Source organism: Halosubterraneus shenae, assembly GCF_050510935.1.
In the GTDB taxonomy this organism is placed as follows: Archaea; Halobacteriota; Halobacteria; order Halobacteriales; family Haloferacaceae; genus JBDGPU01.
This window is the reverse complement of record NZ_JBNLVO010000001.1, coordinates 506094-519672: the sequence shown is the minus strand read 5'-3', so window position 1 is coordinate 519672 and position 13579 is coordinate 506094. Positions and strand designations below refer to the sequence as shown.

General features: G+C 67.6%; 16 protein-coding genes and 1 tRNA gene. 6 read left to right on the top strand and 11 right to left on the bottom strand.

What is annotated here, in order from left to right; genetic code table 11:
• Positions 1-44 precede the first annotated feature (44 nt).
• From ACQE3M_RS02385 to ACQE3M_RS02375, 3 genes are all read left to right on the top strand, one after another.
• A complete protein-coding gene (locus ACQE3M_RS02385; RefSeq protein ID WP_430503865.1) occupies positions 45-458 on the top strand; it encodes an EamA family transporter in 414 nt (137 codons plus the stop codon).
• Between the two features lie 201 nt (positions 459-659).
• Positions 660-2150, top strand: a complete 1491-nt coding sequence (locus tag ACQE3M_RS02380; RefSeq protein ID WP_430503864.1) for a YegP family protein — start codon at positions 660-662, stop codon at positions 2148-2150.
• Positions 2151-2271: 121 nt separating this feature from the next.
• A complete protein-coding gene (locus tag ACQE3M_RS02375; RefSeq protein ID WP_430503863.1) occupies positions 2272-2520 on the top strand; it encodes a DUF8066 domain-containing protein in 249 nt (82 codons plus the stop codon).
• Between the two features lie 157 nt (positions 2521-2677).
• Here ACQE3M_RS02375 and ACQE3M_RS02370 read toward each other — a convergent pair whose 3' ends face one another.
• The 5 genes from ACQE3M_RS02370 to trmY form a co-directional block, all read right to left on the bottom strand.
• Complete coding sequence (locus ACQE3M_RS02370) at positions 2678-3034, bottom strand: hypothetical protein (RefSeq protein ID WP_430503862.1); 357 nt, start codon at positions 3032-3034, stop codon at positions 2678-2680.
• 117 nt (positions 3035-3151) lie between these two features.
• The gene (locus ACQE3M_RS02365; protein ID WP_430503861.1) at positions 3152-4129 is read right to left on the bottom strand and encodes a bile acid:sodium symporter family protein; all 978 of its coding nucleotides are present in this window, start codon (positions 4127-4129) and stop codon (positions 3152-3154) included.
• Between the two features lie 202 nt (positions 4130-4331).
• A tRNA-Pro gene (locus tag ACQE3M_RS02360) sits at positions 4332-4404 on the bottom strand.
• A gap of 95 nt (positions 4405-4499) precedes the next feature.
• Positions 4500-4904 carry a CHY zinc finger protein gene (locus ACQE3M_RS02355; protein WP_430503860.1) on the bottom strand — a complete coding sequence of 135 codons (405 nt, stop codon included), beginning with the start codon at positions 4902-4904 and terminating at the stop codon, positions 4500-4502.
• The gene (trmY, locus tag ACQE3M_RS02350) at positions 4904-5497 is read right to left on the bottom strand and encodes a tRNA (pseudouridine(54)-N(1))-methyltransferase TrmY (RefSeq protein WP_430503859.1); all 594 of its coding nucleotides are present in this window, start codon (positions 5495-5497) and stop codon (positions 4904-4906) included. The genes ACQE3M_RS02355 and trmY overlap by 1 nt, the downstream gene beginning before the upstream one ends.
• 51 nt (positions 5498-5548) lie before the next feature.
• Between trmY and ACQE3M_RS02345 the strand changes: the two genes are divergently transcribed.
• Positions 5549-5722: a hypothetical protein gene (locus ACQE3M_RS02345; protein ID WP_430503858.1), complete on the top strand. Its 174-nt coding sequence runs from the start codon at positions 5549-5551 to the stop codon at positions 5720-5722.
• Positions 5723-5788: 66 nt separating this feature from the next.
• Here ACQE3M_RS02345 and pyrF read toward each other — a convergent pair whose 3' ends face one another.
• Entirely contained in the window at positions 5789-6631 is an 843-nt protein-coding gene (gene pyrF / locus ACQE3M_RS02340; RefSeq protein WP_430503857.1) for an orotidine-5'-phosphate decarboxylase, read from the bottom strand.
• A 113-nt stretch (positions 6632-6744) separates the two neighbouring features.
• Here pyrF and ACQE3M_RS02335 point away from each other — a divergent pair, with 113 nt between their 5' ends.
• The gene (locus ACQE3M_RS02335) at positions 6745-7344 is read left to right on the top strand and encodes an archaellin/type IV pilin N-terminal domain-containing protein (RefSeq protein WP_430503856.1); all 600 of its coding nucleotides are present in this window, start codon (positions 6745-6747) and stop codon (positions 7342-7344) included.
• A gap of 61 nt (positions 7345-7405) precedes the next feature.
• Here ACQE3M_RS02335 and ACQE3M_RS02330 read toward each other — a convergent pair whose 3' ends face one another.
• The 4 genes from ACQE3M_RS02330 to ACQE3M_RS02315 all read right to left on the bottom strand — a co-directional run bounded on the left by ACQE3M_RS02330 (position 7406) and on the right by ACQE3M_RS02315 (position 12075).
• Positions 7406-8254: a phosphatase PAP2 family protein gene (locus ACQE3M_RS02330; RefSeq protein WP_430503855.1), complete on the bottom strand. Its 849-nt coding sequence runs from the start codon at positions 8252-8254 to the stop codon at positions 7406-7408.
• On the bottom strand, positions 8251-10041 hold the full coding sequence (locus ACQE3M_RS02325; protein ID WP_430503854.1) for an ABC transporter substrate-binding protein: 1791 nt from the start codon (positions 10039-10041) through the stop codon (positions 8251-8253). Before ACQE3M_RS02325 ends, ACQE3M_RS02330 begins: the two co-directional genes overlap by 4 nt.
• Before the next feature lie 87 nt (positions 10042-10128).
• The gene (locus tag ACQE3M_RS02320; RefSeq protein WP_430503853.1) at positions 10129-10764 is read right to left on the bottom strand and encodes a DsbA family oxidoreductase; all 636 of its coding nucleotides are present in this window, start codon (positions 10762-10764) and stop codon (positions 10129-10131) included.
• A 93-nt stretch (positions 10765-10857) separates the two neighbouring features.
• Positions 10858-12075 (bottom strand): RNA-guided endonuclease InsQ/TnpB family protein, encoded by a 1218-nt coding sequence (locus tag ACQE3M_RS02315; RefSeq protein WP_430503852.1) that lies wholly within the window; start codon positions 12073-12075, stop codon positions 10858-10860.
• Between the two features lie 237 nt (positions 12076-12312).
• On the opposite strand from ACQE3M_RS02315, the gene thiD reads away from it, so the two are divergent.
• On the top strand, positions 12313-13233 hold the full coding sequence (gene thiD, locus ACQE3M_RS02310) for a bifunctional hydroxymethylpyrimidine kinase/phosphomethylpyrimidine kinase (RefSeq protein WP_430503851.1): 921 nt from the start codon (positions 12313-12315) through the stop codon (positions 13231-13233).
• Positions 13234-13394: 161 nt separating this feature from the next.
• On the opposite strand, the gene ACQE3M_RS02305 is transcribed toward thiD, so the two are convergent.
• Entirely contained in the window at positions 13395-13517 is a 123-nt protein-coding gene (locus tag ACQE3M_RS02305) for a hypothetical protein (protein ID WP_430503850.1), read from the bottom strand.
• Between the last annotated feature and the right edge of the window lie 62 nt (positions 13518-13579).

The following is a 13579-nucleotide window of genomic DNA, read 5'->3' as shown; positions in this document are numbered from 1 at the left end:
TCCGAGAGCGTGGAATCTATCCCGCCGGACGAGGAGAACCATGCATGGCGAGTACTGCGATCCTGTTCGCGCTCGGCGCGCTGGTGCTGTACGGTGGCTGGGCCGTCGCGGCGGGCGTCGCGACGAGGTCCCTGTCGCCGATAAACGCCGTCCTGCTCTCGTACGTAGCGAGTCTGGTCATCGTCGGCAGCTACGTCCTCGCGAGCCGGCAACCGATCTCGGGGAGCCGAATGGACGTCGGGTTCGCGCTCCTCTCCGGTGGGTTCCTCGCGGTCGCGACGATCAGCTTCTATACCGGACTGAACCACGGCAACATGGCCATCGTCTCGGCCATCGCCGCGCTGTACTTCATCATCCCGGCGGTCGTGGGGGTCCTCTACTTCGACGCACAGCTCAGCACGACCAACGTCGCCGGCCTCGGGCTCGCCGTCGTCGCCGTCGCGCTCGTCGCCTCCTGATCGGCCGACCGACGCATCGCGGCCGAAGCGCGTCCGCGACCGGGAAGCCCGGCGGTCAACGGCGTGAACTCCCCATCTGATTTATATAATATACTCGCATATATAAACATGAAATGCTTCAGCTATCAGGATGCGGAAAAATTTCGAAGCACGGGCTGACGACCGCGATCCGTCGGCCGGGCCGGACCGGAGGTGTCAGCGATGGCCGCTGACGCCGAGGGCGGACTTGTCGGGTGGTACGAAGACCGGATCGGGGAACCCGAAACCCGCGACGAAGCAGTCGGCTACTGGGTCTTCGCGGTCGGGCTCGTCGCCGGTGCCGTTGGGATCCTCCTCGCGGTCTCGGCCGGGCCGGCGTCGACGCTCCGGGAACTCGCCGTCGTGTTCGGGGCGGCCGGGATCGTCCTGCTGGTCGCCGGGCCGATCGTCCGACTGCCGCTACAGCGACGGGCGACACTCCTGACCTACCTCGGGGTCGCTCTCGCGGCGGTCGCCATCCTCTGGTTCATCGTCGCGTTCCCGGACAACTGGAGCGTCGACACCGGCAACCCGTCGATCATCGGCCTGTACGGGCTCGGGATCGCCCTCATCGCGATCGCGGGCGTCTTCATCCCGCTGTTGACGGGCGGCACCACGAGCAAGGAGGCAACCGCCGCGGCGAAAGCGGAGACCGCGGAAGCGTCGCGTGCGCTCGTCGAGGCCCGCGCGGCGCTGGCGGACGCCACGGCCGACGAGGCCGACCTCGCCGCCGAGCTCCGGTCGCTGCACGACAGCCAGGCGCAGTTCGAGACGTACCAGGACGCCGCCGACGAGTGGCGCTGGCGGCTCCACCACCGCAACGGCAACGTCATCGCCGACGGCGGCGAGGGGTACACGCAGCTGCACAACGCCCAGAAGGGGCTCCAGAGCGTCAGGCGCAACGCGCTGGGCGCGCCGGTCGTCCAGACCGAACGCGAGGCGGACCTGCCCGACGAGGGCGAGTCGTTCGACCCGCTTCCGGAGGAGCCGAGCCAGGCGACCTTCGAGGTGTTCGAGGACGACGCCGGCGAGTACCGCTGGCGGCTCGTCCACGACAACGGCAACGTCCTCGCGGACAGCGGCGAGGGCTACGTGACGAAGCACAACGCGGAGCGCGCGCTCGAGGGCGTCACGGCGACCGTCGGTCCCGCCGACTACCTCTGGTTCGACCCCGCCGGCTTCGAGACGTACCGCGACACGGGCGGCCAGTGGCGCTGGCGGCTCGTTCACCGCAACGGCAACGTCCTCGCCGACGGCGGCGAGGGCTACGCCAGCCACGGCAACGCGCGGCGGGCCGTGCGGAACCTCCGGGACCGCATCGACGAACTGGAGTTCGACGTCTACGAGGACAGCGCCGGGGACCACCGCTGGCGGCTCGTCGCCGAGAACGACGAGATCGTTGCCGACAGCGGCGAGGGGTACAGCTCCCGCGACGCCGTCGAGGACGCCGTCGACCGCGTCGAGCGGCTGGTGCCCGAGGCCGACACCCTCGAAGTCGGCATGGCCGCCTTCGAGATCTACGAGGACGAAAGCGAGACCTACCGCTGGCGGCTCCGCCACCGCAACGGCAACGTCCTCGCCGACAGCGGCGAGGGGTACGCCGACCGGAGCAACGTCCGCGACGCGATCGAGAGCGTGAAGCGGAACGCGCCCGGGGCGGACGTGGAAGGGTAGATAACCCACTCGTCTTCCCGATCGCAGGGTAATCGCGTCCCGGTATCTTTTCTCGGCTTTCCGCTATCGGTCCCTCCGAGTCCCGACCAAGACTTATCAATACCCGACGGAACGGTTCGGTATGGCAGAATGGACCCCTCCAACGATGCAACCGACGACGAAAATCGGTATCGGCGCTCTGGTGCTCCTGCTTACTGCGTACGCCATCCTCATCGCCGGCCAGCTGTTGCTAGTCGTGCAGGTCATCGCGATGGGCGCCACCGTCTACGTCGCCTGGCGAGCCCTGCTCGCCGTCGAGGCCATCGCCGAGGCACAGCAGCGCATCGCCGCGGCGGAGGAGCGGAACGAGGAGGGCCACCTGACCGACTGACTCGTCTCCCGGGGGCCGACGCCCCCCTCCAGATCGCTTCGGCACGTCGTTCGGGAACGGTGAGTGCTCGGCGTTGAACGCGATAGCCGCGACGCTTCCGACGGAACTCGGGAGTACTCGTGACGGGTTGTGGAGATACGCCGACGATCGCCGCGAACTACTCCGTCCGGAGTTCGACCCGTTCCTGAACCGACGGGCTCTCCGGCCCCTCGGAGAGCCTGAAGATCTCCCCGTCGGTCGTCTCGCCGATGGTGACGATCCGCTCCCGGTCAACGAGGAGGCGGGCGAGCGTCTCGAACCCCTCTTCCTGCAGCGGACTGAAGACCGGCGACCGTTCGATCCCGTGGACGTCCCGGACCATGACGGTCTTCTCCTCGCCGCCATTCCGGTGGTAGAGCGCGGTGAACTGATCCGGCATGTCGTCGCCCGCTCTCCCCGCCTTGATCCTGGCGAGCTGGTCGTTAGTCGCGAAGCTGAACTCCGAGAGATCGGCCAGCGAGAGCTGCGTCGGCATAGTACCGTAGCGAAGGCGACGGACACGTTTGAATCCTCGATATTATCTCGATCGGGGCGTGGGGGACCTGAACGGGTGGGCAGTTTATCGTCGGTAAATTCGGGCTACGGGGCGGCGTCAGTCCGCAGCCGCGACGGCGTCGGCCGTCTTGCTGTCCTGCCAGGTGAAGTAGCTCGCGAGGGCGGGGCCGCTGACGTTGTGCCAGACGCTGAACAGCGCCGGGATGAGCGCGGCTGCGGGCTCGAACAGCGACGCCGCGAGCGCGACCGCGAGCCCGCTGTTCTGGAGGCCGACCTCGAAGACGGTGGTACGCACGCGGTCCTCGGACATCCCGAATGCGCGCCCGACGCCGTAGCCCGCGCCGAGCCCGATGCTGTTGTGGATGACGACCGCGGCCACCACGAGGGCGCCCGCCGTGAGGATGTTGTCGACGTTCGCGCCGACGACGCCCGCGACGATGGCGACGATGGCGGTGACGCTGATCACGGGGAACACGTCGACGCCGACCGCCGCGGCGCCGGGTGCGTACCGGTCGAGAACGTACCGAAGTCCGAACCCGAGCACGACGGGGATGATGACGATCTTGACGATGCTCGTGAACATCTCCAGGAAAGTCACGTCGATCCCCTCGCCGAGGATGAACAGCGTCCACGCGGGCATCACGATCGGTGCGGCGAGCGTCGTCAGGGTCGTGATGGCGACCGAGAGCGCGACGTCGCCCCGGCCGAGGTACGCCATCACGTTCGACGCCGTGCCGCCGGGCGCCGTGCCGACGAGGATGAGCCCGACGCCGACCGCATCCGGGAGGTCGAACGCGAGGTAGAGCCCGTACGCCGCCAGGGGCATCACGAGCCACTGCGTGACCGCGCCGATGCCGACGTCGACGGGGCGCTCGAGCAGCCGCCTGAAGTCCTCGGGTAGCAGTGTTAACCCCATCCCGAGCATGATGATCCCCAGGAGTGGATTGACGTAGTTCAGCACGGGGACGAAGGTGTCCGGGGACGCGAGCGCCAGCGCCGACGCGGCGATCACCCAGACGACGAAGTACTTGCTCGCGACCGTCGCGGTTCGGGAAATGCCGCCAGTAATACTCATACTCCACCGGCGACGGTCCGCGGAAAGAACTCTTCGCTTATCGGCAGTATTGGGTCCCGCGAGGAGTCCGGCGGGGTAGATTGGGCTATCGTGCCGGGAATCAGCGTCGCCTCCGCGATCCGCGGCCACGTGGCTATCCGTGACGGAACTATCGAAAAGCGAACGACGGGCTGTCGCTTGTCGGAATGAAATGCGGGAGAAGTGGGCCGGCGCGAATTCGAATCGCGGTTACGGCCACCCGAAGGCCGAAGGATACCAAGCTACCCCACCGGCCCGCATGCGAAGGAAGGGTGGTTATTCCTTTAACGCTTCCGAATCGGCGTAATCGACCGCCGTGGTGCCGGCCGACACACCCACGCCCGCCCCGAGTTCACAGTTCGAAGTACCGGTCACGGTGCTTGCGACAGCCGGGGTTGAACGCGGCCCCACAGTGCGGACAGACGTCCTCGCAGTCGAGGTACTCGCGAGCCGTCAGCGTCGACCGGCAGGCCCCGCACAGCACTGCCGGCTCGTCGAAGCGCTCCCTGGGCCACACCTCGGGCTCGTGGGTCGTCGTCTCGGCGTGACAGTGGAAACAGGGATAAAACGTCTCACAGCAGCAGAATCGGAGCGCGACCACGTCGACGTCGTCGTCCCAGTGGGCACACCGCGTCTCGCCGTCGACGGCGACGCCACGCAGCGGGACCGGAAACCGGTCGTCGAGCGCGGGGGCCTCCGTCGACCTCCGGGCCCCTGAGTCGTCCTCTCCGTCGGGGGCGTTCGGTCCGTCGCCCATCAGTAGTCGCTGTAGCCGTCGGTGTCGAGCCAGTTGTGCGTGACGGTGATGGTGTGGTCGGCGTGGAGCAGCTCCGGCCCGACGCGGACACGGCGGTCGGCGGCCTCGTCGAGCAGGTCGGCCTCCGACTCCCGGAAGTCGTGATGGTCCGAGAGGACGAAGATCGGGTCCGTCGGCGGCTCGGCGTCGACGAGCGGGTCGCCGTCCTCGTGGAGCTGGACGACGGTGCCGTCGCGGGCGAGCGCCTCGAGCGTCGCCTCGAAGCCCATTCGATAGATCTCCACGCCGGGAGAGACCTCGGCGGGCATGTGGCCGATGGCGCCGCCGCGCTCCTCGAGCGCCCCGCGGACCCGGCTGGCGACGTTGCGCTCGTCGGGATGGAGGTGCCGGAGGTCGGCGGCGTCGAAGCGGACGGTGTACTCGTCGCTCAGGACGAGGTGGATCCGAACGTCCTCGCGGATGCCGTGCGAGAGGAAGACAGCGGCGCTCACGCAGCGGCACAGCAGGTCGAGGCGGCCGGCGCCCGGGATGTCGTCGAGGCTGAACTCGGGCGTCGTGGGCGCGTCGTGGCCGAGGACGACGAACTGGCGCATGGCGGCGAATCGGCCCCCAAAGTCAAAAGCCGCCCGACCCTCGTCTCGGACATGAGCACCAGCGGCGTCTGTCAGATCTGTGAGGCAGCCGAGGGGAAGTTCACCTGTGACCGCTGCGGCGCGTTCGTCTGCGAGGACCACTACGACCCGGACGAGCACGCCTGCCTGGACTGCGCGGAGGTCGCCGACGACCCCGACCAGCCGTCCGGTTTCCAGGTCGACTGAGGGGGAGGGGAGAGGTGGGAAGGGTTTAAAATCCGTCGCGCGACGGCGTCGGTGTGTCGTCGCCGACTACCGGAACTGGTTCAGCCGCTTCTTGAGCTGCTTCGCGGCGTCGCCAGCGGCGCCGAAGTACGCCTGCTCGTCGTCGCGGCGGGCGGCGTCCTCGCCGGCGAAGATGATCCCCCGCGAGGAGTTGACGACGCCGACGTCGACGTCGTAGCCGTCCCGCGGCGCGAGGCCGTACTCGACCGCCGCCTCCGCGTCGCCGCCCTGGGCGCCGACGCCGGGCACGAGGAACGGGACGTCGGGCACCTGCTCGCGGAGCGCCTCGAGCTCCTCAGGGGCGGTCGCGCCGACGACCAGGCCGACGTTATCGTGTTCGTTCCAGACGTCCGCCAGCGCCGCGATTCGCTCGTAGACCTGCTCGCCCGAGGCGAGTTCGAGGTCCTGCAGGTCCGCCCCGCCCGGGTTCGAGGTTCGGCAGAGCACGACGACGCCCTTCGCTTCCTGGTCGAGGAACGGCTGGAGCGAGTCGCGACCCATGTACGGGTTCACCGTCATCGCGTCGACGTTCAGGCCGTCCTCGCCGAGCGCCTCTGCGTACTGCCGCGTCGTGTTGCCGATGTCGGCGCGCTTGGCGTCCAGCAGCACCGGGACGCCCTTCCCGTGTGCGTACGCGACCGTCTCGCGGAGCGCGCGCCACCCGTCCGGGTCCTCGTAGAAGGCGGCGTTCGGTTTAAAACAGGCCGCGTGCTCGTGGGTCGCGTCGATGACGCGCCGGTTGAACGCCCAGCGCGGGAGGTCGGCGTCCGCGAGGAAGTCGGGGATCCGGTCCGGGTCCGGGTCGAGGCCGACGGAGACGACGCTGTCGACTTCGGCGATGCGCTCCGCGAGTCGGTCGAAGAAGCTCATTACCGGTCAGTGCTCGGCCGGCCCGAGTAAGCGTTTCCGTCCGCCCCGCTCCCTGATGACCCAGTTGACACGAGACCGAAGGCTGATTGCCCTGTCGGTCGGAATGACACGAAATGGGAACCGGCCCGGACGATCGAGCCATCAGTCCCGTCGTCGGCACGATCCTGATGGTGGTAATCACCATCCTGTTAGCCAGTACGCTGACGTTCGTCGTGCAGTTCGACACCAACGACGAGATGGCGGACGACGTCGTCGAGGGCGACCTCGGCACGGCGACGCCGGAAGGCGACGGCCTCCAGAGCGACCTCGTCGTCGCCGAAAACACGACGCCGGGCGCCAGCGACGTCGTTCACTCGACGGTGATCGAGGTCGACGAGGCGGCCGGGGTCGAGCTGGACGAGATAACTATCGACTACCCGACGGAGGTTGACCTCGAAACGAGCCAGCAGGAGGACGTCCTCTCGTTCGGGATCGACACTGATGCTGACGGCGAACTCGAAGAATCGTTTAGCGCGAACAACATGGGAATCAACACCAACGACGGCGACAGTAGGCTGACCATCACCAAGACGACGGAGTACACGCTGTCGGAGGGTGATCGAGTGGTGCTCAGGGTCGATAGCGCTGACAACCCGGACAGCGCGGGCGAGTACAACGTGACGGTCACGCTCAACAGCGACCAGACGGAGGACGGCACGCTCGTCGTCGGATAGCTGGGTCGCCGTCGGATAGCTGGGTCGATAGCTGGGTCGCCGTCGGCTCTCACGGGCACCATCAGTCGTCAGCGGACGGGAACCCGGACGAGCCGGCCAGGGCCCCGTCCTCTTCCGACTCCGGCAGCAGCCGGATGGCCATCGCGACGCAGGCGAGGCCGAAGACGGTGCCGGCGACGACGTCGACGAGCCAGTGGATGGCGAGGTACATCGTCGCCAGCATCACGGACGTCGCGAGCCACGTCGCGAGCGCGGTCCAGGCCGGATACGCCTCCCGGGTACGCCACGCGAACGCCGCGACGGTCACCGACAGCGACGTGTGCAGCGACGGGAAGACGTTCGTGTTCTCGTTGACGTGGGAGGCCAGCTCCATGAACTCCGGATTGAACGTGAACAACAGCGGCTCGACGAGGTCCGGTATCACGTTCCGGGGGCCGTGCGCGAAGACGAGCGTGTACAGCACGAGCCCGAGCCCGTAGTTGAGCGCGTAGGCGGTCAGCAGTCGCTTCAGCGGCGCCGACCTCGGCAGGAGCCCGTAGAGGATGAACGGGAACACCAGCAGGAAGACGTAGCCGTAGATGTAGATCGCCGAGAAGTACAGCGTCGCAGCCGGGCTCGCGAGCGCGGACTGGATCAGGGCGACGATGGCCCCCTCGAACGCGAGGATGAACGGGGTCAGCTCCCAGCCGTACAGCTCCGAGACCGTCTGGAGCGACCCTCGAAGCGTCCCGCTCGCGACCACGACCACGAGAAGAACGCCGACCTGCAAGCGGGCCTCGCGAACCCGCGGGAGCGCGTCCCGTCGCAGCCGGCGGAGCTCGTCGGTCCCGACGATGGCCACGCCCGCGACGAGACACATCGCCGCGACCACCGCGAGCAACACGGCCAGAACGCCGAGGACGACGATCATTGGACGTCACCGAGCAGCTTTCCGTCGTCGCTGTACCGGTACCCGATGTCGCGGAACGCCTTCTTGGCCGCCGCCGGGTCGGCCGTCCCGTTCTCGCCCAGGAAGGGAGTAACCGGGTCGGTGCCGTTCCACGCGAGCTCGTCGGCGGCCCACCGGTCCGAGATCGCGAGCGGCGAGGCCGCGGGTATGGCGTAGCCGTCGAACGTCTCCGCGGCCAGCCACGCCTTGTCGACGAGCCGAGCGACCGTCTGGCGGAAGTGGGGGTTCGACAGCGGCTCGTCGCGGGCGTTGAACCCGACGTGATAGAACGCGGCCGACCGCTCGCTGACCAGGCGGACGTCGGACTCGCGGCCGACCCGGGGGACGGCGTTCGGGCCGAGGCTCGACGCCGTTGCGTCCGCGTAGCCGTCGCCGACCTGCTGGACCGCCGCGACGTCCGACGGAACGATCTCGATCTCGAGGCGGTCGAACGACGGCTTCCCCGCGAGCGAGTCCGGGACCCCCGGCGCTCCGGTCGCTATCGGGTGCTCGTCGTTGCGCTCGAGAGCGACGTTGCTCTCCGGCTCCGCCTCGACGAACGCGAGCGGCCCCGTCCCGACCGGCGCCGGATTGGCCCAGACGAGCGCCTCCGTCGTCTGCTGGTTCACCTCGACGCCGGCGATCGACGCGGGGTCCGTTCGCTCGCTCCAGACGTGTTTCGGGAGGATCGGGACTCGCAGCGCACGCTCCGCGACGCCCCGGCTCACGTCGCCGAACTCGATCTCGACCTCGTCGGCGGCGACGGCCGTCGCCCGCTCGACGAGCGACACCTGCCCGCGGAACCGCGAGGTCGGAATGGGCGACTCCGCGTCGCCCATCGACGTGTCCGCGAGGAACGCGTACGTGAACGCGACGTCCTCGGCCGTAAACGGCTCGCCGTCGTGCCAGGAGACGTCACGGAGGGACAACCGCACCGCGTCGTCCGACCACGTCACGTCCCGCGCGAGACACGGGAAGGTCTCCCCATCGAAGCCACGAACGAGCGGGTCGTACAGGAGCCCCGTGTACGTGCCGTTGCGACGATACTCGACCGCGATGGGATTCCGGTTCTTCGTGAACCCCGCGTCCGTCGACAGCAATCGGAGGACGACGGGCTGCTCGTCCCCGTCGTCCTCCGCCGTCGACTCCGCCGGGGCCGCGTGCTCCAGCGCCACGAGGCCCGTCTCCGCGGCGGGCTGGGTCGCGCGCCAGCCCTCGAACCTGGCGTCCCGGACCGCCGTCAGTTCGTCGGGGAACGCGACGGTAACGAAGGGTTTCTGGCGGGCGATCTCGACCTGCAGGTCGTTCACGACGTCGATCCGCTCCGACCCGGTAACGTGACGCTGTCGGTCGAGCTGCTCGTCGATGGTGAGGTCCGTCAGGCCGAACGGGTTCTGCCAGCCCGGCTCCGTCGTGAACGAGGAGTGACAAAAGGGGTAGAGGAGGTCCGGGTCGAAGGGGTCGGGCTCGGGAAACTGCCCCACGTACAGGTCGAAGTCCTGGTTGACGAGCACCTGCCGGTAGAGCTCCGTCTCCGAGGTCGTGTTCAGGCGGGGCTCGATGCCGGCCCGCTTGAGGTTCTCGGCGAGGTGGCGGGCGATCCGGATCCCGTGTGGGTCGCTGTCGGCCGGCATCGTCCGGATCCGGAGGGTGACCGGAGCGGGGCCGTCACGGCCGGCGATGTTCCGAACGCGACCCAGACACCCCGTGGAAGCGAGGCTGGCGGCGGTACCCGCAAGCGCCGCCCGGCGGGTCACGTCGGGAGCCATTTCGATAAAAATCAGCGGGCCTCGTATAACTATTCTGCGATCAGGGAGACGCGAGCGGGGTCGGCGTGCCGCTTCGGGGGCGGTCGTCTAGTCGCTCTCGACGAGTCGCTCCAGCTGCTCCGGCGGGAGCGCGCCGCTCGCCGCGCGGCCGTCGTAGATGAACGTCGGCACGCCGCTGATCCCGCCCCGTTTCGCCTCCGCGAAGAGGGTCTCGACGCGCTCGCGCATGGCGTCGTCGTCGACGGCGCTCCGGACCTCGTCGCCGTCGAGCCCGACGTCCTCGGCGATCGCCGCGAGGACGTCGACGTCGCCGATGTCGCGCTCGTCCTGCCAGAGCGCGTCGAAGACGGCCTCGTCGAACTCGAGCCACTCCGCCTGGGAGTAGTGTTCCTTCACGTACAGCGACGCGATCTGGGCGTTCAGCGAGTCGACGTCGTCGACGAGCTCCATCGCCATGTCGACGTCGTACTCCTCCTGCAGCCGCCGGACGTTCTGGCGGGCCTGCTCGTAGTACTGCTCGTCCTTCCCGTCGTCGACGTCCTCCTTGATCTCCCCGTCCTGGGTGCGCTTCCCGGCCCGGAGGTCGAACGGGTGCCAGTTGATCTCGAGCTCCTCCTCGCGCTCGTCCTGGTAGTCCTCGAGCGACTGTCGCCCGAGGTAACAGAAGGGGCAGACGTAGTCGGAGACGACGGTGATCTCGTTGGCGGACTGCGCTTGACTCATGGGTGTCGGTAGTTGCTCGCCGCGGTAAAAGACCGCGACTCCCCTGTAAATCGCCTCGGGGTCAGCCCCGAGACTTTCGCGTGGACTCCCGTTCTATGCCTCAGCCGAGGCAGGGGATACGTACTCCCCACTCACGTTCAGCGTCCCGCGATTCAAGCGCACATCTACGGGTGCGCCTCCATCACCTGCATTTTGCCGACGACGGAGATACTGCAAACCGATGTTCTTCGAGGCGTTGTAGTCGGCGTGGTTCTCGTACCCGCACTGCTGACACCTGAACGTCTCACCCGACCGATTGTCGTCGTGGGTAAACCCACATGTCGAACATCGCTTCGACGTATTGCGTGGGTCAACCTGTACGACTTCGATGGCGTGTTCTTTGGCTTTGTATTCGACGTACTCGTAGAGGCGTCGGAATGCCCAGATGTGTTGCCACGTCGCCTCGGGGATGTTATCCCGGATATGGGTCAAATCCTCAAACACGATGTGCGAACAATCGTATTCGACTGCCTCCTCGATAAACTCGTTCGCTACCGTATGGAGGTATATCTCGAAGCGTCCGTACTCTTTCTGCCCGATGCTCTCGATGTTCTCGTGGGCGTGTCGAGAACCACACTGCTGGAGTGATCCACGACGTTTCTCGTACTCTCGACGCCAGTGGTTGAACTCGGCTGCCGACCAGAACCGACCCGTCGAAGCGACGGCGAGGTTGTTGACGCCTAAATCCACACCAAGGACTGTTCTGTGCTTGGACTCGGATTCAGACGACACCTCATCTGCTTCGACTTTCCGCATTGAGGCGTGGAGATACCAATTACCATCGCGGTACTGCAAGTGCGCCATCCGAAACTCGAAATCATCGTCGGAGACGTACTTGGTCGGCGGTGTCTCCGAGTCGTCGGGCAGGATGTAGTCGCACTCGATTCTTCCGTCTACGGTGGAGAGGGATACGTAGTCGCGGTGGAACGTCGCGCTCCGCTTGTCGTAGACCGCGCTGTCTGACGAGAAATGCGGTTTCGACGTCTTCTCGCCACGTTTGAGGCGTTCGGTGCCGCTTTTGACCGCTTCGACCGCTCTACGAATCCCTTTCTGGACGAGGTTCGCGGTAAGGTCTGTTTCGTCGCGGAGTTGGTCGTAGAGCGCGCGTTCGGCTTTGGCTTTCGAGGTGACGTGGTAGCCGTCGTCGCCGTGCCAACACCATTCGCTGGCGGTGTTGGCGCAGTGTTTGAACTGCTCGACAGTCTCTCGAAGCGAATCGTCGGCCCCTTCGGGAGTGTCGAGTTTGATGACGGCGGTACGCCGGTATTCCACGGTGATTTCTCATATACGTCTACTGTCACTTTAACGTCAGGGGGTCGATCTTCCATCGTAACGTGATTTGAGCCATCGGTTGTCGGCCTCCTCCCCGACCTCAAGGGTCGGGGCATCCGCCTTCTCATTCTGTGAGCGGGCCACGCACAGCAGCGACCGCGGACCGAACCGAGTCCACGCCGAAGGATTAACAAAGAATATCACCTCTTAATATCCCCCATCGACCAGGTGACGCATATGACCGACGAATACGACCCCGTCTCGACGCCCGTCGCGCTCACCGTCGCGGGTAGCGACAGCGGCGGTGGCGCCGGGATCCAGGCCGACCTGAAGGCGATGACCGTCCACGACGTGTTCGGGACCTCGGTCGTGACAGCGACGACCGCCCAGAACACCGAGGCCGTCCACGACGTGAACCCGCTACCCGCGGACCACGTGGCCGCCCAGTTCGACGCCGTCCTCGACGACTTCGCGGTCGAGGCCGTCAAAACCGGGATGCTCGCGACGGCGGGGATCGTCGAGACGGTCACCGACGCCCTCGCCGACTTCGACGGCCGGTCCGTCGTCGACCCGGTGATGGTGGCGGCGACGGGTGACCGCCTCCTCCCGCCCGAGGCCGAGGCGGCCTACGATGACCTGATCGCCGAGGCCACGCTCGTGACGCCGAACGCCGACGAGGCCGAGGTGCTGACCGACCGCGAGGTCGACACGCCCGATGACGCCGCCGCGGCCGGTCGCGAGCTCGTCGATCTCGGCGCCGACGCCGCCCTGGTCAAGGGCGGCCACCTGTCGGGCGAGACGGTCGTCGACACGCTCGTCCTCTCCGAGGCGCTGGCGGAGCGCAAGGCCGACGCCGACGACGCCGACGACGCCGACGACGCCGACGACGCCGCCGAAACCCCCGACGCCGCCGACAACCCCGACACCGCGGAGGTCGCTCGCTTCGAGGGCCCGCGCGTCGACACTGTCGCGACCCATGGCGCGGGCTGCACGCTGTCGAGCGCGATCGCCGCCCGCCTCGCCCGGGGCGAGCCGCTCCGGGGCGCCGTGGCCGCCGCGACCCGCGGGATGACCGACGCCCTCCGGCGCGGCTACGACGTCGGAGAAGGGCCGGGAGCGGTGAACCCGACGCAGCTCGCCGCCGACGAGAGCCGTTGAGTGCGGCGGTCCGGCGGTCCATTTATAAACCCCCCTGCGACGGGAAAGCTTCAAACCGCCGCCGAGGCGAAATACCCTCGTCACGTCGGTCGACCACCGGGTAGGGGCCTGGCTCGGCCGCCGTGACATCGATAGCCCGTGAGCGGCGGCGCCGACGTTTTTCAGGGGCAGCGGGGCCGGGTGGCCGCGACGAGCGCCGCGACGACTGCCGCGACGAGCGCCGCGACGACTGCCGCGACGAGCGCCGCGACGACTGCCGCAACGACTGCCGCGACGACTGCCACGACGACTGCCGCGACTCGTCGCGGGGAGTAGCCGTTCCACTGCTTCGGTTCGGGTCGCCCTG

What these genes read in the sequence shown, in the direction of transcription:
- ACQE3M_RS02380 (WP_430503864.1), top strand. Translation starts at nt 660, where the DNA reads ATGGCCGCTGACGCCGAGGGCGGACTTGTCGGGTGGTACGAAGACCGG.
- ACQE3M_RS02365 (WP_430503861.1), bottom strand. Translation starts at nt 4,129, where the DNA reads ATGAGTATTACTGGCGGCATTTCCCGAACCGCGACGGTCGCGAGCAAG.
- ACQE3M_RS02370 (WP_430503862.1), bottom strand. Translation starts at nt 3,034, where the DNA reads ATGCCGACGCAGCTCTCGCTGGCCGATCTCTCGGAGTTCAGCTTCGCG.
- ACQE3M_RS02325 (WP_430503854.1), bottom strand. Translation starts at nt 10,041, where the DNA reads ATGGCTCCCGACGTGACCCGCCGGGCGGCGCTTGCGGGTACCGCCGCC.
- ACQE3M_RS02345 (WP_430503858.1), top strand. Translation starts at nt 5,549, where the DNA reads ATGAGCACCAGCGGCGTCTGTCAGATCTGTGAGGCAGCCGAGGGGAAG.
- ACQE3M_RS02375 (WP_430503863.1), top strand. Translation starts at nt 2,272, where the DNA reads ATGGCAGAATGGACCCCTCCAACGATGCAACCGACGACGAAAATCGGT.
- thiD (WP_430503851.1), top strand. Translation starts at nt 12,313, where the DNA reads ATGACCGACGAATACGACCCCGTCTCGACGCCCGTCGCGCTCACCGTC.
- ACQE3M_RS02320 (WP_430503853.1), bottom strand. Translation starts at nt 10,764, where the DNA reads ATGAGTCAAGCGCAGTCCGCCAACGAGATCACCGTCGTCTCCGACTAC.
- ACQE3M_RS02385 (WP_430503865.1), top strand. Translation starts at nt 45, where the DNA reads ATGGCGAGTACTGCGATCCTGTTCGCGCTCGGCGCGCTGGTGCTGTAC.
- trmY (WP_430503859.1), bottom strand. Translation starts at nt 5,497, where the DNA reads ATGCGCCAGTTCGTCGTCCTCGGCCACGACGCGCCCACGACGCCCGAG.
- ACQE3M_RS02355 (WP_430503860.1), bottom strand. Translation starts at nt 4,904, where the DNA reads ATGGGCGACGGACCGAACGCCCCCGACGGAGAGGACGACTCAGGGGCC.
- ACQE3M_RS02330 (WP_430503855.1), bottom strand. Translation starts at nt 8,254, where the DNA reads ATGATCGTCGTCCTCGGCGTTCTGGCCGTGTTGCTCGCGGTGGTCGCG.
- ACQE3M_RS02335 (WP_430503856.1), top strand. Translation starts at nt 6,745, where the DNA reads ATGGGAACCGGCCCGGACGATCGAGCCATCAGTCCCGTCGTCGGCACG.
- pyrF (WP_430503857.1), bottom strand. Translation starts at nt 6,631, where the DNA reads ATGAGCTTCTTCGACCGACTCGCGGAGCGCATCGCCGAAGTCGACAGC.